Origin of the sequence: Nocardia sp. 852002-51101_SCH5132738 (assembly GCF_001665695.1) — a bacterium.
Classification (GTDB): domain Bacteria; phylum Actinomycetota; class Actinomycetes; order Mycobacteriales; family Mycobacteriaceae; genus Nocardia; species Nocardia nova.
This window is the reverse complement of record NZ_LZML01000157.1, coordinates 25,290-46,688: the sequence shown is the minus strand read 5'-3', so window position 1 is coordinate 46,688 and position 21,399 is coordinate 25,290. Positions and strand designations below refer to the sequence as shown.

20 protein-coding genes are annotated in these 21,399 nt (G+C 66.9%); 14 read left to right on the top strand and 6 right to left on the bottom strand.

Features of this window, described 5'->3' with window-relative positions:
- Nucleotides 1–4: 4 nt before the first annotated feature.
- Both A5789_RS23820 and A5789_RS23815 read left to right on the top strand, forming a co-directional pair.
- Entirely contained in the window at nt 5–853 is an 849-nt protein-coding gene (locus A5789_RS23820) for a TIGR03619 family F420-dependent LLM class oxidoreductase (RefSeq protein ID WP_063012288.1), read from the top strand.
- A 37-nt stretch (nt 854–890) separates the two neighbouring features.
- Entirely contained in the window at nt 891–1,400 is a 510-nt protein-coding gene (locus A5789_RS23815; RefSeq protein ID WP_063012110.1) for a nuclear transport factor 2 family protein, read from the top strand.
- Nucleotides 1,401–1,407: 7 nt separating this feature from the next.
- Here A5789_RS23815 and A5789_RS23810 read toward each other — a convergent pair whose 3' ends face one another.
- From A5789_RS23810 to A5789_RS23800, 3 genes are all read right to left on the bottom strand, one after another.
- The gene (locus tag A5789_RS23810) at nt 1,408–3,174 is read right to left on the bottom strand and encodes an oleate hydratase (RefSeq protein WP_063012108.1); all 1,767 of its coding nucleotides are present in this window, start codon (nt 3,172–3,174) and stop codon (nt 1,408–1,410) included.
- A 62-nt stretch (nt 3,175–3,236) separates the two neighbouring features.
- The gene (locus A5789_RS23805) at nt 3,237–4,097 is read right to left on the bottom strand and encodes a 3-hydroxyacyl-CoA dehydrogenase (protein ID WP_063012286.1); all 861 of its coding nucleotides are present in this window, start codon (nt 4,095–4,097) and stop codon (nt 3,237–3,239) included.
- A 39-nt stretch (nt 4,098–4,136) separates the two neighbouring features.
- Entirely contained in the window at nt 4,137–4,793 is a 657-nt protein-coding gene (locus A5789_RS23800) for a TetR/AcrR family transcriptional regulator (protein ID WP_227462662.1), read from the bottom strand.
- Between the two features lie 208 nt (nt 4,794–5,001).
- Between A5789_RS23800 and A5789_RS23795 the strand changes: the two genes are divergently transcribed.
- From A5789_RS23795 to A5789_RS23755, 9 genes are all read left to right on the top strand, one after another.
- On the top strand, nt 5,002–5,988 hold the full coding sequence (locus A5789_RS23795; RefSeq protein WP_197516700.1) for a DUF2804 domain-containing protein: 987 nt from the start codon (nt 5,002–5,004) through the stop codon (nt 5,986–5,988).
- A gap of 124 nt (nt 5,989–6,112) precedes the next feature.
- Entirely contained in the window at nt 6,113–6,910 is a 798-nt protein-coding gene (locus A5789_RS23790) for an ABC transporter permease (protein ID WP_030516026.1), read from the top strand.
- Between the two features lie 12 nt (nt 6,911–6,922).
- Nucleotides 6,923–7,768, top strand: a complete 846-nt coding sequence (locus A5789_RS23785; protein WP_030516025.1) for an ABC transporter permease — start codon at nt 6,923–6,925, stop codon at nt 7,766–7,768.
- Nucleotides 7,769–7,778: 10 nt separating this feature from the next.
- Nucleotides 7,779–8,945, top strand: coding sequence for an MCE family protein (locus tag A5789_RS23780; protein WP_227462661.1), 1,167 nt, complete (start codon nt 7,779–7,781; stop codon nt 8,943–8,945).
- Nucleotides 8,942–9,964 (top strand): MCE family protein, encoded by a 1,023-nt coding sequence (locus tag A5789_RS23775; RefSeq protein ID WP_063012106.1) that lies wholly within the window; start codon nt 8,942–8,944, stop codon nt 9,962–9,964. Before A5789_RS23780 ends, A5789_RS23775 begins: the two co-directional genes overlap by 4 nt.
- The gene (locus tag A5789_RS23770; protein WP_063012104.1) at nt 9,965–10,999 is read left to right on the top strand and encodes an MCE family protein; all 1,035 of its coding nucleotides are present in this window, start codon (nt 9,965–9,967) and stop codon (nt 10,997–10,999) included. It begins immediately after the preceding gene.
- Nucleotides 10,996–12,243 carry an MCE family protein gene (locus tag A5789_RS23765; protein WP_082940911.1) on the top strand — a complete coding sequence of 416 codons (1,248 nt, stop codon included), beginning with the start codon at nt 10,996–10,998 and terminating at the stop codon, nt 12,241–12,243. Before A5789_RS23770 ends, A5789_RS23765 begins: the two co-directional genes overlap by 4 nt.
- The gene (locus A5789_RS23760) at nt 12,240–13,361 is read left to right on the top strand and encodes an MCE family protein (RefSeq protein WP_063012100.1); all 1,122 of its coding nucleotides are present in this window, start codon (nt 12,240–12,242) and stop codon (nt 13,359–13,361) included. The genes A5789_RS23765 and A5789_RS23760 overlap by 4 nt, the downstream gene beginning before the upstream one ends.
- A complete protein-coding gene (locus A5789_RS23755; RefSeq protein WP_064903068.1) occupies nt 13,361–14,869 on the top strand; it encodes an MCE family protein in 1,509 nt (502 codons plus the stop codon). Before A5789_RS23760 ends, A5789_RS23755 begins: the two co-directional genes overlap by 1 nt.
- 31 nt (nt 14,870–14,900) lie before the next feature.
- Here A5789_RS23755 and A5789_RS23750 read toward each other — a convergent pair whose 3' ends face one another.
- Nucleotides 14,901–15,533 carry a twin-arginine translocation pathway signal gene (locus A5789_RS23750; protein ID WP_104363789.1) on the bottom strand — a complete coding sequence of 211 codons (633 nt, stop codon included), beginning with the start codon at nt 15,531–15,533 and terminating at the stop codon, nt 14,901–14,903.
- Nucleotides 15,530–16,447, bottom strand: a complete 918-nt coding sequence (locus A5789_RS23745; protein ID WP_064903008.1) for a hypothetical protein — start codon at nt 16,445–16,447, stop codon at nt 15,530–15,532. The genes A5789_RS23750 and A5789_RS23745 overlap by 4 nt, the downstream gene beginning before the upstream one ends.
- Before the next feature lie 270 nt (nt 16,448–16,717).
- On the opposite strand from A5789_RS23745, the gene A5789_RS23740 reads away from it, so the two are divergent.
- Both A5789_RS23740 and A5789_RS23735 read left to right on the top strand, forming a co-directional pair.
- Nucleotides 16,718–17,917, top strand: a complete 1,200-nt coding sequence (locus A5789_RS23740; protein WP_064903006.1) for a cytochrome P450 — start codon at nt 16,718–16,720, stop codon at nt 17,915–17,917.
- Between the two features lie 129 nt (nt 17,918–18,046).
- Entirely contained in the window at nt 18,047–18,844 is a 798-nt protein-coding gene (locus tag A5789_RS23735) for an SDR family oxidoreductase (RefSeq protein WP_064903004.1), read from the top strand.
- Between the two features lie 60 nt (nt 18,845–18,904).
- Here A5789_RS23735 and A5789_RS23730 read toward each other — a convergent pair whose 3' ends face one another.
- Entirely contained in the window at nt 18,905–20,173 is a 1,269-nt protein-coding gene (locus A5789_RS23730) for a S9 family peptidase (protein WP_193615447.1), read from the bottom strand.
- Between the two features lie 297 nt (nt 20,174–20,470).
- Here A5789_RS23730 and A5789_RS23725 point away from each other — a divergent pair, with 297 nt between their 5' ends.
- Complete coding sequence (locus tag A5789_RS23725; RefSeq protein WP_063010252.1) at nt 20,471–21,364, top strand: universal stress protein; 894 nt, start codon at nt 20,471–20,473, stop codon at nt 21,362–21,364.
- Nucleotides 21,365–21,399 lie beyond the last annotated feature (35 nt).

Here is a 21,399-nt window from a genome sequence, read left to right as displayed (position 1 = left end):
CCCGGTGCGCCTGGCCCTGTCGTCGCCGATCGTGGTGCGGTTTCCCGGGCAGTACTCGCCGTGGGAGGCCGATGCCGGCATGGCGGAACTCGCCCGCATCGCCGAGACCGCCGACCGCCTGGGCTTCGACCATCTCACCTGCAGTGAACACACCGCGGTACCGGCGTCGGTGGCCGCTTCCCGGGGTGCGACCTATTGGGATCCGCTGGCCACGCTCGCGTATCTGGCCGCCCGCACCACCCGGATCCGGCTCGCCACCTCGGTGCTGGTGCTGCCGTATCACCACCCGCTCGAGATCGCCAAGCGCTACGGCACACTGGACCGGATCAGTGGCGGCCGGGTCGTCCTGGGTGTGGGAGTGGGATCTCTGCGCGCGGAATTCGATCTGCTCGGGGCGACCTGGGAGGGGCGCGGAGAGCGCGCCGACGATGCGATAGCCGCCCTGCGCGCCGCATTCGGCGTGCGCGAACCCGATTACACCGGAACGCATTACAGCTTCTCCGGGATGATCGTCGAGCCCGCCGGAGTGCAATCCCGGGTGCCCATCTGGGTGGGCGGGCGAACGATGCGCTCGCTGCGCCGCGCGGTCCGCTTCGGCGACGGGTGGATGCCGTTCGGCCTGCCGATGGCGGAGCTGAAAACGATGCTCTCGCAAGTCGATTCGCCACCCGGATTCGAGGTGGTCCTGCCCACCGGCCCGCTGGATCCGCTCGGTGAGCCGGACCGGGTGACGCGGCGGCTCGCGGCCCTGGCGGATGCGGGTGCGACACTGGCCGGATGCGCCGTCACCGCGAACTCGGCCGAACACTACTGCGACCAATTGGCCGCATTGGCCGAGCTGGCGAACCGGTGAGCCCGATATCGCCACGGGCGGACCAGAGGAGGACGAGATGACCGAGGTCGAACTCGCGGATATTCTCCGCCGGCTGCGACGGGTCGAGGACGAACTCGCGATCCTGCGCATCATCGCGTCCTACGGACCGCTGGTCGACGCCGGGGAAGCGCAGGCGACCGCCGAATTATGGTGTGCAGAAGGTGAATACGACGTCGAGGGCTGGCGGATGCGGGGGCGTGACCAGGTGCGCGCGATGGTGGAATCGCCCGCACATCGGACGCTCATCGCCGCCGGGTCGGCGCATTTCCAGGGTCCGGCACGCATCGACATCGACGGTGACGAGGCGCTCGCGGTCTTCGAATCACTGCTGGTGCATCGCGAATCGGACGGTTACGAGGTACTGCGCGCGAGTGTGCACCGGCTCGAACTCCGCCGCGAATCCGACGGGTGGCGCATCGCCCGCCGCACCGGCCGTCTGCTCGACGGGGGTGAGCAGGCACGAGAACTGCTGGCCACCTTCGCGCGCCGAAGCGGGGACCGGCCGTCGGCCGATCCCCGCGACTGAATGCCGGTTACTTGTCGGTGATGAGCCCGTACTCGGCGAGCAGCAGCCCGACCTCCGAACTCTCCAGCTTCCCGATGAGCCTGCGCCGCAACGACTCCGGGCCCGGAATCTTCAGCGCGTCCCCGTCGCGCATGTGGCCGACCGCATTGAGCAGGCTGCGCACGTCGTAGGTGGAGTTGAACACTTCGGGCACGCCACGCTCGATGCCCAGCAGCCGATAGGCGGCCTCCATACCGGTGCGCACCGAGTACTCGGTGGTGAAGATGCAGTCCCGGCTCGTTTCGGCGAACTGGCCGATGAAGGCGAAGTTCACCGCGCCCTCGGGCACCACGTCGGGCCGATCACCGGCCTGGCGCGGCATGAAGAACGAGGTGACGTAGGGCATCATCACCGGCACGCACTTCGCGGCCTCGGCCGCCAGCTCCGGGATGTCGTCGAGCGGAACGCCCAAGTGGTACAACCACTCCTGGGTGATCTCCTCGCCGGTGCACTCCTGCATCGTCTTGTGCACGTAGTCACCCGGCTTGTCGGCGAACAGCGAGTACACCCACACCACGATCTGATCGGCCGGTTGCTGTTTGAAGTGCGGTTGCCGGTTCACCGTCCAGCTCAGCAGCCAGCTGGAATCCCGGGCGGTGACGATGCCGCCGGTGACGACCTTGCCGCTGAAGGGATCGCGTTTGCAGATCTTGCGGATGTACTCCGGTATGCGCTGATCGAGTGTGGTGACCGTCGCCGATTCCCATTTGGTCTCGGGAATATGGGATCCGAAGACGTCGGGGCGGCCGAAGGCGCGATCCTTGGCCGCGATCCGCCGCCACAGTTCCCAAGCGGGCGCCGGTCCCTCGTTCAGTGTCGCGGGGGTGTGGTGATCGCCCTCGTCGGAGTTCTCCACCAGCGAACCGATCGTGGTGAACAACAGATCGTCCGGGCCCAGCCGGACGCCGCCCTCGACCCCGTCCGAGACCCAGTGGATACCGGTGGCCTGCTTGCGATCCGCGGTGATGTCGAAGTCGATATCGGTGACCTCGGTATCGAACCGGAACGTCACGCCCTGATCGAGCAGCCACCGATACAGCGGCAGTACCAGCGATTCGTACTGGTTGTACTTGGTGAACTTCAGTGCCGAGAAGTCCGGCAGGCCGCCGATGTGATGGATGAACCGGTGCAGGTACAGCTTCATCTCCAGCGCGCTGTGCCATTCCTCGAAGGCGAACATCGTGCGCCAGTACAGCCAGAAGTTGCTCTGCAGGAAGTCCTTTCCGAACACCTCGTCGATGCGCTTGTTCTCCATCTCCTCGCGAGTGGCGAGGAAGATCTTCGCGATGTCCTTCTGCGCCCTGTCGTTCAGCGCGAAGAGGCCGTCGGTGTGCGCGTCCTGGCCGCGATCCACCGTGGCACGCTGCAGCGAGTAGTTCGGATCGTCCTTGTTCAGCCAGTAGAACTCGTCGAGGACGCTCGCGCCCTCGATCTCGATCGAGGGCACCGAGCGGAACAGGTCCCACAGGCACTCGAAGTGGTTCTCCATTTCGCGGCCACCACGGATGACGAAACCCTTTGCCGGCTCCTTGATTCCGTCCAGCGCGCCACCGGGCAGCTTCAATCGCTCCAGGATGGTGATCCGGTCACCGGACATCTGCCCGTCGCGGATCAGGAAGGCCGCGCCCGACAGCGAGGCCAGGCCCGCCCCGACGAACCACGCCGTCTTGTCGTCGACGCCCTCGGGTTTGCGCGGGCGGGCGAACGCCTCGTAGTTGCCGCTGCTGTAGTACATCCGGGTCTCTCCTGCCTGTGGTTGTCCGCCCCGACTGTCGAATGTGGCTGTGCCGTAACGTCTTACGCGTTGTACCGGTAGAAGCCCTCGCCGCTGGCCAGGCCGAGCCTGCCCTTGTCGATGTATTCCGACTTCAGCCACTGCGCCAGCTTCCGGCCGTCCTCGCCGCTGTTGACCAGGATGTTGTACGGCGTGGTCAGACCGACGATGTCGAGGATCTGGAAGGGGCCCGCGGGCGCGCCGGTGCCGATGCGCCAGGTCTCGTCGACCGCCTTCGGCTCCGCGTAGCCGCCCGCCGCCAGCGCCATCGCCGAGTTGAGGAACGGCACGAGCAGCGAGTTGAGGACGTAGCCGGCCTTCTCCTTGTGCAGTTCGATCGGCACCATGCCGATGGCCCGGGCGAATTCCACTACCGCCTCATACACTTTCGGATCGGTGTCCTCGGTGCCCATGACCTCGGCGGTGTTGAAGTGCCACACCTGATTCGCGAAGTGCAGGGCGAGGAATCGGTCCGGGCGGCCGGTGGCGTCCTTCATGTCGCTGGGCAGCAGCGTCGAGGAGTTGGTGGCGAAGATGGTGTGCTCGGGCGCGAGCTCACCGAGCCGGCGATAGGTGTCCTGTTTGATCGACAGCACCTCGGGCACCGCTTCGATGATCAGATCCGCGTCCCGGGCGGCCTCGGCGAGATCGCTGGTGAGCGCGATGCCCGCGGCGGTGGCCTCGGCCTTGCCGTCACCCGCGCCCGGTACCTGCTCACGGTAGGTGGCCGCGAGTTTGTCGAAACGCTCGCCCGCCGCGGTCAGCGCCTCGTCGTTGATGTCGTAGGCGGTTACCTCGAAACCGTTGAAGGCGGTCTGGAAGGCGATCTGGGATCCCAGGACGCCGGTCCCGAGGACGCTCACCTTGCGAATCGTGCCGGACATGTCGACTCCGTTCTGCGGGCCGTGGCCCACGTTGGTTTTTCAGGCTCCGGTGACCGCGGCGCTGCGGAAACCGGCGACGAGTTGAGCGATCTGGGCGTGCAGATCGTCGATCGGATCGTGGTGGGGGTGGACGCCGGTGGACGGGCGCACCAGCGCCATGTGCAGTACCGCGAAGAGACCGCGGCCCGCCACGCGGGCCGCCTCCCGCTGCGCGGCCGTGGGCTCGCCGGAGTTCGCGACCGCGGTCAGCAGAATCTCGGCGAGGACCGACTCGAGCTGCGCCACCAACGCCAGCCCCTGTTCCCGGTAGGTCTCCTCGGGCGGGCCGAACAGCAATTCGCGCTGGTAGGCGATGGTGTTCTCGGTATTGCGCGCCGCCGCGACCAGGATCGGCCGCAGCAATGCCGTGATCGCGCCCACCGGATCGGCGATGTCGCGGGCGCGGCGGGCGCCGGCCTCGAGCGCCGACCGGAAGTCCTCGTTGTAGACCATGAGCAGCAGCTGCCCCTTGGACGAGGCGTAGCGGAACAGCGTGCCCGCGGCGATATCGGCCCGATCGGAGATCTGCTGGGTGGTGACCGCGGCGAAACCGCGTTCGGCAAACAACCGCGCGGCCACCTCGAAGATCCGGCTCTGCTTCTCGCGCATATTGCGCACCCGCCGCCCGACCTGCCGGCTCTGCTGTGTACTTGCCACCCGACGCCTCCTATCGGCCGATAAGAATGAGTGCGCTCATTAATGAGCATACTCAGAGCTATCGGAAGTGCAACACGTCCAGCATGACGTCGGCCACGTGCGTGGGTGCCGGCCTCGTCGCAGGCGTGGCCCGTTCGTGATGACCGGCCCGCCCGCGACAATGGTCCGACCGCGGTCGCGTCGACCGCGGCAGCGAAGGAGGGCCACGATGGCCGAACGGGTGACCACGGAGCGCGAGATCACCGCGAGTGTCGATCTGTGCACGTCGCGGGGCCGGCTGAATCCCGACGCGGTGGGCTGGACGCGCCGGCCGCTGCACCGGGCGAATCTGCGTGGCTGGGGTCGCACCAAGCGGTGGGAGTACTGGGGCATCGTCACCCCGGACCACATCATCGGAATCGTGCTGACGTCGCTGGATTACGCCGGTCTGCAGGGTATCTACGTGCTCGATCGGGCGAGCGGCACCGAGATCGTCAAGGATGTGGTGACGCCGTTCGCCCGCGGTGTGCACCTTCCCGATCGCAGCGGTGCCGGCACCGCGACCGGACATGCCGGCGATCTGGTGATCGAATTGCGAAACGATCCGGCCGGCACCAGGATTCACGCCGCCACCCCGCGCATCGATATCGATCTGACGGCCGGGTCGCCGGCGGGACACGAATCGCTCGGTGTCGTGGTGCCGTGGAGTGCGAAGCGCTTCCAGTACACCGTCAAGGATCTCGGCCGTCCGGTGTCGGGCACCCTCACCGTGGACGGCGTCGCCTACGTGGTCGCCGACGGGTTCGCCGTCCTCGACCACGGACGCGGGAAGTGGCCGTACTCGATCGCGTGGAACTGGGCCGCCGGTTGCGGCCCGGAGACGGCGATCCAGCTCGGCGGCAAGTGGACCGACGGCACCGGTTCGACCGAGAACGCGCTGTTCGTGCGTGGCCGGCTGCACAAGATCGACGATGAGCTGGAATGGGTGTACGACCGCCGGGACTGGTTGCGGCCGTGGCGGATTCGCGGCCCGCGCGTTGCCGTCGAGTTCACGCCCTTCCATGTACGCGAATCCCGGACGGCGCTGGGTGTGCTGGCCAACGACACTCATCAGTGCTTCGGGCACTTCACCGGCCGAGCCCGCACCGACGACGGGGAATGGGTGGAGCTCGACGGCCTCACCGGCTGGGCGGAAGAGGCGCGCAACCGCTGGTGATCCGAAACGCTACCTACTCGCAATAGCTATTGCGTTCTTGTCTCGCGGATGTAGCATTATCGAAACCGAGAATGCGATTTCCGCCAGGTTGTCGCGACGTAGCGGGGTTCCGGGAGGTGGCGGCATGGCGATAACTCTGCCGGGCTGGTCCCGGAGTATGTCCCGCCGTTCGGCGGGCGGACTGCAGACCATCGGCGGACTGTTCGCCATGTCGGCCGATGCGGTGAAGTTCGCCTTCCGTCGCCCCTTTCAGACCCGCGAATTCCTGGAGCAGTCCTGGTTCGTGGCCCGGGTATCGCTGATTCCGACCCTGCTCGTGGCGATTCCGTTCACCGTGCTGGTGAGCTTCACCCTCAACATTCTGCTGCGCGAACTGGGTGCTGCCGACCTCAGTGGCGCGGGCGCGGCATTCGGCGCGGTCACCCAGGTGGGTCCCATGGTGACCGTGCTGATCGTGGCCGGATCCGGTGCGACCGCGATGTGCGCGGATCTGGGCTCGCGGACCATCCGCGAGGAGATCGACGCCATGGAGGTGCTCGGCATCAATCCGGTGCAGCGACTCGTCACTCCGCGCATGCTCGCTTCGGGACTGGTCGCGCTGCTGCTGAACAGTCTGGTCTGCATCATCGGCATCGCCGGTGGTTACGTCTTCTCCGTCTATGTGCAGAACGTCAACCCCGGTGCCTTCGCCAACGGCATCACCCTGCTGACCGGGCTGAACGAAGTCGTGATCTCGGCGGTCAAGGCGCTGTTGTTCGGCCTCGTCGCCGGGCTCATCGCCTGCTATCGCGGGCTGATCGTCTCCGGTGGCGCGAAGGCCGTGGGCAACGCGGTGAACGAAACCGTGGTCTATGCCTTCATGGCGCTGTTCGTGATCAATGTCGTCGTGACCGCGATCGGCATTCAGATGACGGCCAGATGAGGGGGAACGGCTGTGGTACTGGAAGCGAGATATCCGCGTGCCGTGCGGCGGGCGCGCCGGCCGGTGAAAAGCCTCGGCAGCATCGGCGATCACACGCTCTTCTACGTGCGGGCGCTGTTCGGCGCTCCGTTCGCCGCGTGGCGCTACAAGAAGGAGACCATTCGGCTCATCGCCGAATTCAGCATGGGCTCCGGCACTTTGGCGGTTTTCGGCGGCACCGTGGTGATCGTCGGATTCCTCACCCTCGCCACCGGTGGCACCCTGGCCGTGCAGGGCTACAGCTCCCTGGGCAATATCGGCATCGAGGCGTTGACCGGATTCCTGTCGGCCTTCATCAACGTGCGCATCTCGGCGCCGGTGGTGGCCGGCATCGGACTGGCGGCCACGTTCGGCGCGGGAGCCACCGCGCAGTTGGGCGCCATGCGGATCAACGAGGAGATCGACGCACTGGAATCCATCGCGATCGAGCCGATCGCCTATCTGGTCGGCACCCGCATCGTGGCCGGGATGATCGCGATCACGCCGCTGTACTCACTCGCGGTGGTGGCCTCCTTCCTCGCCAGCCGGGTCACCACCGTCTTCCTGCTCGGCCAGTCCTCGGGGCTCTACGACCACTACTTCACCACCTTCCTCAATCCGCTCGATCTGGTGTGGTCGTTCGTGCAGGCGATCCTGATGGCACTGACAATTCTGCTGATACACAGCTATTTCGGCTTTTTCGCCGCCGGCGGGCCGTCCGGAGTGGGTACCGCGGTCGGCAACGCGGTGCGGACCTCGCTGATCGCCGTCGTCTCGGTAACCCTGCTGGTCTCGTTGGCCATCTACGGCTCCAACGGCAATTTCAACCTGTCGGGCTAGGGGAGAAGCCGTGTTGCGCAGCATTTTACGTCCGATCGTGGGTCTGCTGTCGATCGCCGCGATCGCCGGGGTGGTCGCTCTGGCGGTGGTCATGTTCCGCGGCGGATTCGCCGATACCGTGCGGGTCACCGTCCTGTCACCGCGTGCGGGCCTGGTCATGTACCCCGACGCGAAGGTGAAGATGCGCGGAGTGGCCGTGGGCCGGGTGGCCGCGGTGGACGAGCGGCCCGACGGGCTCGCCGCGATCCAGCTGGCGATCGACGCCGATCAGGTGAAACGCATTCCGTCGAATGTGACCGTGGACATCGCCTCCACCACCGTGTTCGGCGCCAAATTCGTCGAATTCCTGCCGCCGGCGGAGAAATCCGCGTCCTCGATCCACGCCGGCCAGATCTTCGACTCCCGGCACGTGACGGTCGAGATCAACACCATCTTCGAACGATTGACCGCGGTGCTGGGGCAGATCGAACCGGAGAAGCTGAACGAGACGCTGGGCGCGATCGCCGGTGCGACCAACGGCCGCGGCGAACAGGTCGGGCAGATGCTGACCGATCTCGACTCGTTCCTGGCCAAGATCGAGCCGGCTCTGCCCTCGCTGAGTCACGAGATCGCGGCCGGACCGAATGTGGCCGCCTCCTACGGCGATGCCGCGCCGGACCTGCTGTCCACCGCGCGCAATGCCGCCACGATCAGCCGGACCGTGGCGGACGAACAAGCGAATCTGGATGCGCTGCTGGTCAATGCGATCGGCCTGGCCGACGTCGGCAACCAGGTGCTCGGCGACAACGGCGCGCCGCTGGCCTCGATGCTGCACCTGCTGGTACCCACTACCGATCTGGCCGCCGAATACGCACCGGCGCTGAAATGTTCGATCGAGGGCCTGGACTACATGGACAATGTGAAACCGGTGCAGGTTCCGGGCATGGGACTGACGGTCAATTTCCTGTGGGGCGCCGAACCGTACCGATATCCGCGCGATCTGCCCAAGGTCGCCGCATCCGGTGGCCCGCAGTGTTCGGTGCTGCCGGTGCCCTACAACGGCAAGCCCAAGTTCGTGGTGGTCGACGACGGCGCCGTCCCGTTCCCGAATACCAACCGGACCCTGCGCGTGAATCCGGATCTGCTGCAGAGCGTGCTGTTCGGGGCCGTCGATCCCGCCGCCGGAGGTCCGCGATGAGACAACGGGATACGCCGCTGCTGAAATTCGGCGCCTTCGCGGTGGTGATGGTGGTTCTCTCCGGATTCCTCGTCCTGGTCTTCGGTCAGTACCGCACCGGTTCGACCAACGGCTATTCGGCGGAATTCACCGACTCGTCGGGACTGCGCTCCGGAGACAGTGTGCGGGTGGCCGGCGTCGAGGTGGGCCGGGTGCAAGGGGTGACGCTGCGCCCGGATCAGCGGGTTGTGGTGACCTTCGACGCCGACCGCGACATCGTGCTCACCGGGGGCACCAAGGCCGCCATCCGCTATCTGAACCTCGTCGGCGACCGCTATCTCGAACTGACCGACGGTCCGGGATCCACCGCGACCCTGCGGCCCGGTGCGCGGATTCCGCTCGAACGCACCACGCCCGCACTGGATCTCGATCTTCTGCTCGGCGGCCTGAAACCGGTGCTGCAGGGACTGAACGCCCAGGAGGTCAATTCGCTCACCTGGTCGCTGGTGCAGATCGTGCAGGGGCAGGAGGGCACGGTGGATTCGCTGCTGACCAAGACCGCCTCCTTCTCCTCCCGGCTCGCCGACACCAGCGATGTGGTGGGCAAGCTGATCGACAACCTGAACCAGGTGATGGAGACTCTGGCGAGCAACGGCACCCAGTTCTCCGATGCCATCGGCCGCCTCGAGCAACTGGTGACCCAGCTGTCGCAGGACCGCGATCCGATCGGCTCCGCGATCGACGCACTGGACCGCGGAACCGCTTCCGTCGCAGATCTTCTCACGCAGAGCCGAGCTCCCCTGGCCGACAGCGTCGAACAGCTCGCGCGGCTGGCACCCGCCGTGGACGACGGCAAGGACAAGGTGGACCACGCATTGCAGCGGGCGCCGGAGAACTTCCGGAAGATGGTGCGGACCGGCTCCTACGGCAACTTCATCCAATACTTCGTGTGCGCGTTGACCATCCGAGTCAGCGATCCGTCCGGGCAGGTCGTCCAGTTGCCCTGGATCAAAACCGAGACGGGGAGGTGTGCACCGTAGATGCTGCATTATCGCGGCGCTCATCTGTTACGTCCCGGACTGGTCGGGATCGTGGTGATGGTCTGCGTCATCCTCATCGGCCTGCAGTCGCAGAAGTTCATGGCATGGGGCACCACCGTGCGCTATCAGGCGCTGTTCGGCGAGGCCGCCGGACTGGCGGTCGGCGACGACGTGATCGTCTCGGGCGTGCGGGTCGGCACCGTGCAGAAGGTGGTGCTGCACAACGGGGATGCGCTGGTGGTGTTCTCGGTGAACTCGACCATCCGGCTCGGCGCCGACAGTTCGGCGCACATCAAGACCAGTTCGCTGCTGGGGAAACGCGACCTCACGGTCGTTTCCGCGGGAACCGGCCGGATGCGCTCACTCGACACCATTCCGGCCTCGCGGACCTCCTCGCCGTATTCTCTGACCGATGCCGTCGGTGATCTGAGCACCAAGACCTCGGCGATCGACATCGATTCACTCAACCGCTCCCTCGACATGCTGTCCTCGACGCTCAATCAGATCGCACCGCAGGTGGGCCCGGCATTCGACGGGCTGACACAGCTGTCCAAGACGATCAACAGCCGCAACGAATCGCTACGGCAGTTGCTGACCGGCGCGGGCACGGTCACCTCGGTGCTCGCCCAGCGCAGCGAGCAGGTGAATACGCTGATTCTCAACGCGAATGCGCTGGTCGACGTGCTCGCGCAGCGTCGCCAGGAAATCGTCGACCTGCTCGCCAACACCTCGGCGGTGGCGAAGCAGTTGTCGGGCCTGGTCGCCGACAACGAGGCCGCGCTCGGGCCGACACTGGATCGGCTGAACTCGATCGCCGCGATGCTCGAGAAGAATCGCGACAATATCGGCAAGGCCATCCCGGGATACGCGAAAGTCGCTCTGACCCAGGGTGAAGCAGTCTCCGGCGGCCGCTTCTACAACGCCTACGTCGCCAATCTGATCGACGGCCAGGATATCCAGCCCTTCATCGACCGGGCGTTCGGCGTGAACCCGCCGGCCCAGTTCCCGCTACCGCATCCGGAGCCGCCGCGATGAGTACGAGATGGATGGTCCGGATCGTCGGTGCCGTGGTGATCGTCGCGGTCGTGGTGACCGGAGGCGTGATCGGTTATCGAGAACTGTTCGGACCCAAGCACTTCACCGCGATATTCACCACCGCGACCGCGATCTATCCCGGCGACGACGTGCGCGTCGCGGGGGTGAAGGTGGGGCATATCGAATCGATCCGGCCGCAGGGCACGACGACCCGGATGGTGCTCGCCGTCGACCGCGACATTCGGGTGCCCGCCGGCGCTGAGGCGGTGATCGTGGCACAGAGCCTGGTCGCGGCCCGCTACGTCCAGTTGACTCCCGCCTTTCGAACCAGCGGCCCCACGCTCGCCGACGGTGCGGTGATCCCGGTCGAGCGCACCGCGGTGCCGGTGGAATGGGACGAGATCAAGACGCAATTGACCAAGCTGGCAACGGGTTTGGGCCCGGGCGGCGACGCCGCGGGAAGTTCGATGGGCCGGTTCGTCGACAGCACCGCCGCCGCACTGAGCGACGGGAACGGGGAGAAGCTGCGGCAGATGCTGGCCCAGCTGTCCGCGGTCGGGCGCATCCTGGCCGACGGCAGCGGCAATATCGTCGACATCCTGCAGAATCTGCAGACGTTCGTGGACGCGCTGAAGGGCAGCAGTACCCAGATCGTCGAGTTCGAGAATCGGCTGGCGACACTGTCCAGCGTCGTCGACGACAGCAAGTCCGATCTGGACGCGGCCCTGCGCGAACTGTCGGTCGCGGTCGGTGAGGTCCAGCGGTTCGTCTCCGAGAACCGCGCGAAGGCCGGCGAACAGGTGCAGCGGCTGGCGAATGTCACCCAGAATCTGGTGGATCATCGCGCGGATCTGGAGAATCTGCTGCATATCGCGCCGAACAGCATCGCGAACTTCTATCACATCTACAACCCCGACACCGGCACGGAGGCAGGGGTTTTCGAGCTCAACAACTTCTCCAATCCGATGCAGTTCATCTGCGCCGGGGTGGCGAGTATCGAGAACGCCACGGCGGCCGAATCGGGGGAGAAGTGCCGCCAGTATCTGGGGCCGATTCTGCCCCTGCTCAGTTTCAACTATCTGCCGTTCCCGGTGAGCCCGGTGACCGGGCCGGCGCCGGACCCGAACAACGTGATCTACAGCGAACCCGACCTGGTGCCGAAGATCGTCGGACAGCAGCCCGGCCCGTCGGCGCCGACATCGGTCACCGAACTGCTCCAGCCCTGGGGGAGGCCACCGTCATGATCGCGCGGTTGCTCGTCCTGTGCGCGTGCGCACTGGTCACCGTCACCGGATGTGGCTGGCACGGCGTGGATTCGCTGCCGCTGCCCGGCGCCCCCGGTCGCGGTGCGGACGCCGCGATCTATCACGTCGAGATGGCGAATGTCGGGACGCTGGTGTCGAATTCGCCCGTGATGATCGACGACGTGGTGGTCGGCAGCGTCGGGTCGATCACCGTGCACGGCTGGCACGCCGTCGTGGACGTCTCGGTGAAGCCGGATGTGGTCGTGCCCGCGAATGTGGCGGCGACGATCGGCCAGACCAGTCTGCTCGGCTCGACTCATCTGGCGTTGAATCCGCCGGCCGGACAGGCGCCGAGCGGGCGCCTGCAGCCCGGGGCGACGGTACCGCTGAACCGGACCTCGACCTATCCGTCGACCGAACAGACCCTCGCGTCGCTGTCGGTGGTGCTCAACGGCGGCGGGATGGGGCAGATCAACGACATCATCCACAATCTCGATGCCGCGTTCTCCGGTCGTGAGGGCGCCATCCACGATCTGATCCCGCGCCTGGACGCGTTCATGACCGTGCTGGATCAGCAGCGCGACAATCTGCTCGCCACCGTGACCGGGCTGAACCGGATGGCGGAAACCTTCGCCCAGCAACGGGATACGGTCAGCGATACCTTGCGCGAGGTCGGCCCCGCACTCGAGGTGCTGCTCACCGAGCGGCCGAAGATCACCACCGCACTCGACAAGCTGCGCACCTTCAGCGACACCGCGACCGGGGTGATCTCGCAGGTGCAGTCGGATCTGCTCACGAATCTGCACAACCTCGAACCGACCCTGCGGGAATTGGCCGACGTCGGGTCGAAGATCGACGGCGCGGTCTCCTTCCTCACCGTGTTCCCGTACGGGCAATACGGCATCGACCACGGTATCCGCGGCGACTACGTCAATCTGTTCGCCACCATCGACCTCACCGTGCCGCGGTTGCGGCGCGAACTGCTGCTCGGCACCCCGCTGGGTGACCCGAACGCCGTGCTGCAGGCGATGGTCGGCGACCCCGGCTACGGCACCCAGACCAACGACCCGCTGGGTGCGCCGGTGAACCCGCCCGACCCGAACGGAGGCGGCCGATGATCCTCACCCGATTCGTCCGAGCGCAGCTGGTGATCTTCTCGATCCTGGCCGTGATCGGCATGGTGTCGATGGTCGTGCAGTACATGCGGCTGCCGACCCTCGCCGGTATCGGCACCATGAAGGTGACGCTGGAACTTCCGACCTCCGGCGGGCTGTATCGATTCGGCAATGTCACCTATCGCGGCGTTCAGATCGGCAAGGTCACCTCCGTCGATCTGACCGACGACGGGGTGAAGGCGACCCTGTCCATCGACGGCGGGCACAAGATCCCCGCGGATCTGCGGGCGCAGGTGCGCAGCGTGTCGGCGGTGGGCGAGCAGTACGTCGATCTGCAACCGCGCACCGACGCACCGCCGTATCTGCACGACGGATCCGTGATCGACGTGCGCGACAGCACCGTTCCGCAACCGGTGGGGCCGATGCTCGACGAACTCGACACTCTGGTCGGCAGCATTCCCAAGGACAGGCTGCACGACATGCTCGACGAGGTGTTCACCGGCGTGAACGGCGCCCGATACGACCTGCAGTCGCTGCTGAACTCCGCCTCGACCGTGGCCGCCGATGCGAACCGGACCGGTGACACCACCCGCGACCTGCTGGCGAAGGCCGAGCCGCTGATGGACTCGCAGGACCGCTCGGCCGACGCGATCCGGATCTGGGCGCGCAGCCTGGCCGGAGTGTCGGGACAGATCGCCACCGACGACGAGCAGGTCCGGACGCTGCTGAACACCGGGCCGGGTGCGGCGCAGGAGGCGACGAAACTTCTGGATTCGGTGAAGCTCACACTGCCCGTGCTCCTGTCGAATCTGACCTCGGTCGCGCAGCTGGGCGTGACCTATCACGCCGGGCTGGAACAGGTGCTGGTGTTGCTGCCGCCCGAGGTCTCGATCGTGCAGGCGGTACAACCCACGAAGAACGCACAGGGCTTGGGACCCGGAGACTTCCGGATCAGCGGGGTCTCGGATCCGCCGGCCTGTACGGTCGGCTTCCTGCCGCCGTCGGCATGGCGGCCGCCGTCGGACACCACCACCATCGACACCCCCGACGGCTTGTACTGCAAGCTGCCACAGGATTCGCCCGTCGCGGTCCGCGGCGCGCGCAATTTCCCGTGTGCCGGGAAACCGGGAAAGCGAGCGCCGACAGCGGAGATCTGCAACAGCGACCAGGAGTACGAACCGGTGGCGCCGGACCAGCCGGTGGTGGGACCGTATCCGCGCGATCCGAATCTGGAAGCACAAGGCATCCCGCCGGATTCGCGGTGGAACGCGCCGCCACCCGCACCGGCCGCACCGGGAGTTCCCCTGCCGCAGTTGCCGCAGATCGAGCTGCCCAGGATTCCCGGGTTGAACGCGCCCGCGGCATCGCGCTCGACCACCGCACCGTCGGTGGGCTTCGCCCACTACGACCCGCGCACCGGGAACTACCTGGCGCCGGACGGAAGGATGTATCGGCAGGACGATCTGGCCGGTACCCGCCCGGCGAGCTGGAAAGACATGGTGGCGCACTGAATTCGACGCCTACCTCGCTCGCGGTGCGGACTCACACCGGATCGAAGGACGAGATCAACCACTTGCCGTCGATGTGCGAGAGCGAGACCTTGACACTGCTCGAGGTCATCGACGGATCGGGCTTGTCGGAGGTGGTGGTGGTCTGATTGATGAACACCAGCACCACGGCCGAATCCGGACGGATCTGCTCGATCGCCGAACGCACCACGGCAGCTGAGGTTTTCACCGCCTTCTGCTTGGCCGCCGGCGCGACCACCTGCTGGGTGAACTGCCCGTAATAGGTGAGGAAGTCTCCGGTCAGGAAGGACCTCGCGGCGGTGAGATCGTGGTCGAGGGTATCGGGAGCATAGGAGAGAATCGCGACCGAGCCGTTCGAGGCGGCGGCGATCGCCGCGCGCTGAGCGTCGTCGTCGGTCTGCTGATCGGGGCGGTACTGCGTGAAGTACAGGCTGGTCGCCGCCACCACGGAGGCCGCGGCGAGTCCGCCGAGCAGCCCGGCCCCCACCCCGGCGCGATGGCCGCGCACCCAGGTCAGCGCCGCACGCGGGCGCGGGAGCTTCCGCGCGCCCTTCTCGGAAGGCGCAGGCGCTCCGGTCGTTTCGGTGTTCGCGCCGGTCTCGCGCTCGTCGATGTGCTCGGGCCGGGAATCGGAGGATGTGCTCACGGGACGAACTCCACTTTCGACATCTTGAGTTGGCCGTCGACGCGTTCCACGGTGACGCTCAACCGCCAGGCGCGCGGTTCCTGTTTCGCGCCGGCCGAATTGGTGACCTCGGAGGTCGCCGCGACCAGGACCACCGCCGAGTCGTCGGTCATCGACTGCACTGCGGCCGCGTCGACCCTGCCCTGGGTGGCGACCTTGGACTGCTGGATCACCTTGGCGAAATCGTCTGCGCGCGACTGGAAATCGTTGCGGAAGGCACCCGTGGAATCGTCGAGCACGCGCTTCACGTCATCGGCGGCATGATTGAAATCCAGTGAGGTCAGCGTGGTCACGCCCTGCCGCGCCGCCGCCACGAACTCCGCCTCACGATGCTGCTTCGCGGTCACATCGTGATGCCGCCACATCATGTATCCGCTGCTGCCCAGTCCGGCGCACAGGACGATCGCCGCGACCGCCGCACCGGCCGTGCGTCGCCGGATATGCCGAACGGCCCCCAGCCGTGGTCTCCTGTGGCGTCTGCTTTCCTCGGGCTCCGAGCTGGGATCGTTCGTTGCGGCGGGCTCGAGATCCGACTCGGGCTCGAGATCGGTAGCCGCGTCGACATGGTCATCGTCGAGGGTCCGCTCGGCGGCTGTCGCGGGCTGCCGGGCTCGCCTGTCTTCCGAGCCATTGTCTTGCGGGCCAGGTGCGGGGTCGTCGCTGTCCGGCGTGTCGTTCGCGTTCGGGTGTGTGCTCGCCGGTGCGGCGGATCCGGCGCGACGGCGCAGCGTGGCCGCGCGAGCTCGGGCGCGGGCAGCGGCTGCCAACGCCTCGGCGGCTTCGGCCTCGGCCTCGGCTTCGGCGGCGGCCAGCAGCAGATCGCGATCGGAGACATCACCGGTATCCGGCGGCGAGGGGTGGGTTCCGGACGTCACTGCGCGCTCCGTTCGTCGGGCCGGTGGCTGGCAGACCTGCGAGAACAATACTTCCACGCATTGAGAACCTTACTCTACCTGCGACGCGCAGCGAACGCCCTAGATATAGCGGGATCTGCATGTAACCTGCGGGATTGTCATTCCCAGTTTTAGAGAATATCCTTCTCTCACGGTGGAGGGAGGCGTCATGACCCGAGGTCCGCAGCCGCCTGCCCGTGTGCCTGTCCGCGGCCGAGCCGCATTCCGGAGATTTCCGCAAGGGGTGAACCAGTGACCATCAGCGCGGCCAGTGACGTCCACTACGACCCGTACGACGTCGAACTCAACGCCGATCCCTATCCCATGTTCAAGCGCCTGCGCGACGAGCTGCCGCTCTACTACAACGCCGAGCACGACTTCTACGCGCTGAGCCGATTCGAGGACGTCAACGCCGGCCTGATCGACAAGGACACCTTCATCTCCGGCCGCGGCGCGATCCTGGAGCTCATCAAGGCGAATATTGAAATACCGTCCGGCGTATTGCTTTTCGAGGATCCGCCGGTGCATACGATCCACCGCAAACTGCTCTCGCGGATGTTCACGCCGCGCAAGATCAAGGCGCTGGAATCGAAGGTGCGGGACTTCTGTGCCGAAAGTCTCGATCCGCTGGTCGGTACCGGCCGCCTGGACTTCATCGCCGATATCGGCGCCCGGATGCCGATGCGGACCATCGGCATGCTGCTCGGCATCCCGGAAGAGGATCAGGAGGCCATCCGCGATTTCGCCAACGAGCAGATGCGCACGGAGGAGGGCAAGCCGATGAAGGCGGCCTCCGAGGGCATGGTGTCCGGCGACATCTTCGGCCCCTATATCGACTGGCGCGCCGAACATCCCTCCGACGACATCATGACCGAACTGCTCAACATCGAATTCGTCGACGAGACGGGCACCGAGCGCCGCCTCACCCGCGACGAACTGCTCATGTACGTGAATGTGGTGTCCGGCGCCGGGAACGAGACCACCACCCGCCTGATCGGCTGGGCCGGAAAGGTTCTCGCCGATCATCCCGACCAGCGCCGGCTGCTGGTCGAGAATCCGGCGCTCGTCCCGCAGGCGATCGAGGAACTGCTGCGCTTCGAATCGCCAGCTCCGCACACCTGCCGCTACGTCACCCGCGAGGTCGAGTACTACGGGCAGAAGGTGCCCGAGGGGTCGGTGCTGATGTTCCTGATCGGCGCGGCGAACCGCGACCACCGCCACTTCGCCCCGGACGGAGACGTTTTCGACATCCGGCGCGCGCCGCAACCGCATCTGGCGTTCAGCGTCGGCACCCACTTCTGCCTGGGTTCGGCGCTGGCGCGCCTGGAGGGTCGCATCGCACTCGAGGAGATCCTGAAGAGGTTCCCGGAGTGGGAGGTCGATATGTCGCAGGCGCGGCTGTCGCCGACCTCGACCGTGCGCGGCTGGGAAAGTCTGCCCGCCCGCACCTGAACCGGTTGTCGCGCAGGCGGATCGCGAAGGCCCGGCCGGCGCCTCGGGACCGCGCCGGAGGCGAGTTCGTCTCCTGGATGCAATGATCGGACTCGCACCCGTTTCTGATCGAGGTCGAGGAGACAGCAGATGAGCTTTCCGCAGCGGTACGGGCCGTGGGCGTTGGTGGTCGGTGCCGCGCTGGGATTGGGGGCCGAATTCTGCCGTCAGCTCGCCGAACGCGGCCTGAACCTCGTCATGGTCGCGCTGGAGAAGGACGAACTCGACACGCTGGCAACGGATCTGGCCGACCGCTACGGAATCCGCACCCACGCGGTCACCGGCGACATCACCGCGCCGGAGGTGCTGGAATCGGTGGCGCTGCTGGTCGACGACGTCGAACTCGGCCTGGTCGTCTACAACGCCGGGCTCTCGGTCTGTGGCATGTGGCTGGACACACCGCTGGAACGGCATCTGAAGACGATCGACATCAACGTGACCGCGATGATGACCGTCCTGCACCGATTCGTGCCGCCGATGATCGGACGGGGTCGCGGCGGGGTGATCCTGCTCAGCTCCATGTCCGGCCTGCTCGGCACCCCCATGTACGCCTCGTACGCGGGCACCAAGGCGTTGACGCTGAATCTGGCCGAATCACTGTGGGACGAATGGCGTCCGCACGGTGTCGACGTCGTCGCGGTCGTTCCCGGCCCCACCGACACCCCCGGCTACCGCGCCGACCAACCGCGCACTGTCCGCAATTCCCCGAAGGTGATGCCGGTCGCCCCGGTGGTCGCCGCGGGCCTGGCCGCACTCGGCAGACAACCCTCGGTGATTCCCGGCCGGGCCAACCGCTTCAACGGCACACTGCTGTCCCGAATTCTGCCGCGCAGGACAGCCGTCGCCCTCATGGGAAAGAACATGCGAGAGATGTACGCCGGGAAATAGACGGTGGCGACGGCTCGGGTGTCCGAACGACGTGGAGCCGAGCCGAATTCGCGTGCGGGTTCAGGAGGTGAAGCGCGCGTCGACCCAGGCGAGGGCGTCGGGAAGTGATGCCTGCAGGATGCCGCGGTGGTCGACGCCGGGGTAGGTCCGATAGGTGACCTGCTGATCGGCCAGGCGCAAGCGGGCGACCATCGCATCCGTCGCGCGCGGGGGCACCGTCGTGTCGGCGCTGCCCTGCAACACCAGCAGCGGTACGTCGACGCGCTGGGTGCTGGGGTCGTTGTCGGTCAGTACGCGGAGCAGGGGTGCGGCGTCGCCGAGCGGGCTGAACGCCGCATCGGCGGGCAGGCCGCCCCAGCTGTCCGGTGCGCGCAAGGAGCCGAGGCATCCGGTGTCGGCCTCGGGCAGCAGGCTCAGTGCGCGCGGGGTCAGGAAGCGGGACGGATCGATGTTCTCGGCGGTCTGCGCGCCGCGAATCAGCAACGGCAGGAACGCATTCGAGTTGCCGAGCGTGCCGGCGAGGACTTCACCCGCCCCGACCGTGCTCACCACCCGCTGCGCTCCGATGCCGAATTCCACCTGCGATGCCGGGGCGAGTGCCACCACACCGCGCAGATCGAGTCCGGGCGCCCAGGCGCGGGCCTGCGCATCGGTGAAGACGGCCGCCTGGCCGCCCTGTGAGTGGCCGATCGCCGCCCACCGCGTGCCGATCGATGCGTCGAGTTCACGGGCGGCCAGGGCCATATCGGCCACGGCGCGGGCCTCGGTGGTGCCGATCAGGTATCCGTGCGGGCCCGGGGTGCCGAGCCCTTGATAATCGGTCTGTGCCACCGCGTATCCGGCCGCGAGCCAGCGCTGCTGTACGTCGCGCACCTGCGCGGTGTAGTCGTGGTCGGGGTAGTCGGGACCGGTGTCGCGCGAGGGTGCGCAGATATCGGCCACCCCGGTGGTGCCGTGCGCCCACGAGATGAGCGGCCAACCGTCCGGTGGTGGTGTGCCGCCGGGCACCGCCAGGGTTCCCGAGACGGCGACCGGATGGCCCTGTAGATCCACCGAGCGATAGAGAACGAGCAGATTCCGCGCCCCGGGCAGGCCCGGATCACCGGTGATACTGCGGGCCCGGATCACCGAGCCGTGCGGTCCGGCGATCGCCTCGGCGGGTGCGTCGTAGAACGCCTGCCCCTCCGGTACGGCCGTCGCGCCGGTGGGGTCCGCCGACGCGCCGACGGTCGCGGCCGCGATCGAGGCCAATGCCGCGACGACCACCAGCGGACCGTGTCGTGCCCGGCGATTGCGGGCGATCTTGGTCGGTGTGGAATCGCGAGCCATGGGTCCAACATATCCGTGCCGTGTGACGGCCGACCACCGCGCCGGAATCATTGTGGCTCAACTTGTCTGCATATCGATACCTGCGCGCAACTCGCCGGTTCGGCGGTCGTGGCGGGAAGCGCGACGCTGGGCGCTGAAAAATTGCTGAGTTGACGGTACTCGATGCCTGCGACGGCGTGATCCCATCAGCCTGTGCGCCCGCGAATCCGCCGTTCATTCGGAACGAACGATGCTGCCTCCCGCTCTCCCCGGTAATCTCGGCGCGGATACCGCTCGCCGAGACGAAGTGGAGCCACTATGACCGAATCAGCTGACGCGCATACCGCCGACGAACCCGACCGGCCCATCGTGGTCGGCGTCGACGGCTCGGAGATCTCCTATCAGGCGGTGGCCTGGGCCGCGGTCGATGCCGTCATGCACGGGCGGCGTCTGGACATCGTCACCTCGGCCACGCTGCCGACCGGTTTCGGCTCGGAAGTATGGACCGGTGGCGCCGATTGGGTGCGCGAGGACGGCGAGCGCATCGTCGCCGAGGCGCGCCGGATCGCCGGATTGGTCGAGGGGCCGCTGGAGACCAATGCCGAGCTGGTGTTCGATCCGATCATCCCGACCCTGATCAAACGGTCGGAACGGGCCTACCGCGTGGTCGTCGGCAGTCGCGGGCGCGGCGCCGTCCGGCGGGCGCTGCTCGGTTCGGTGAGTTCGGCGGTGGTGCAGCGGGCACACTGCCCGGTCGCAGTGATTCCCGGAAATTCCGCGACCGACATGGTGACCGCGGCGAAGCCAGTGGTGGTCGGCGTCGACGGCACCGAGAACAGTGAACCCGCGATCGGCGTCGCCTTCGACGAGGCGTCGCGGCGGAAGGTGCCGCTGATCGCCGTGCATACGTGGAGCGATATCAGCCTGCCCGAGGTCGCGGTGGCCGGCTGGGACACAGTGCGCGAATCGGAGCGCGCCGCTCTCTCGGAGAGTCTGGCCGGATGGCGGGAACAGTATCCGGATGTCGATGTGCGGCCGGTGGTCTGGGCCGATCGGCCGGCTCGGGCGCTGCTCGCCGAATCCGAACATTCCCAGCTGGTGGTGGTCGGCAGCCACGGCCGCGGCGGATTCACCGGAATGCTGCTCGGTTCGACCGGCCATGCCCTGTTGCAGTCGTCCGAATGCCCGGTGATCGTGGTGCGACGACGGTGAGGCGCACGCCGGGCGGCCGACCGGCCGCCCGGCGT

Excerpts from the sequence above, each read along its gene's own strand:
- A5789_RS23815 (WP_063012110.1), top strand. The coding sequence starts at position 891 with ATGACCGAGGTCGAACTCGCGGATATTCTCCGCCGGCTGCGACGGGTC.
- A5789_RS23810 (WP_063012108.1), bottom strand. The coding sequence starts at position 3,174 with ATGTACTACAGCAGCGGCAACTACGAGGCGTTCGCCCGCCCGCGCAAA.
- A5789_RS23805 (WP_063012286.1), bottom strand. The coding sequence starts at position 4,097 with ATGTCCGGCACGATTCGCAAGGTGAGCGTCCTCGGGACCGGCGTCCTG.
- A5789_RS23795 (WP_197516700.1), top strand. The coding sequence starts at position 5,002 with ATGGCCGAACGGGTGACCACGGAGCGCGAGATCACCGCGAGTGTCGAT.
- A5789_RS23790 (WP_030516026.1), top strand. The coding sequence starts at position 6,113 with ATGGCGATAACTCTGCCGGGCTGGTCCCGGAGTATGTCCCGCCGTTCG.
- A5789_RS23775 (WP_063012106.1), top strand. The coding sequence starts at position 8,942 with ATGAGACAACGGGATACGCCGCTGCTGAAATTCGGCGCCTTCGCGGTG.
- A5789_RS23770 (WP_063012104.1), top strand. The coding sequence starts at position 9,965 with ATGCTGCATTATCGCGGCGCTCATCTGTTACGTCCCGGACTGGTCGGG.
- A5789_RS23765 (WP_082940911.1), top strand. The coding sequence starts at position 10,996 with ATGAGTACGAGATGGATGGTCCGGATCGTCGGTGCCGTGGTGATCGTC.
- A5789_RS23760 (WP_063012100.1), top strand. The coding sequence starts at position 12,240 with ATGATCGCGCGGTTGCTCGTCCTGTGCGCGTGCGCACTGGTCACCGTC.
- A5789_RS23735 (WP_064903004.1), top strand. The coding sequence starts at position 18,047 with ATGAGCTTTCCGCAGCGGTACGGGCCGTGGGCGTTGGTGGTCGGTGCC.
- A5789_RS23730 (WP_193615447.1), bottom strand. The coding sequence starts at position 20,173 with ATGGCTCGCGATTCCACACCGACCAAGATCGCCCGCAATCGCCGGGCA.
- A5789_RS23725 (WP_063010252.1), top strand. The coding sequence starts at position 20,471 with ATGACCGAATCAGCTGACGCGCATACCGCCGACGAACCCGACCGGCCC.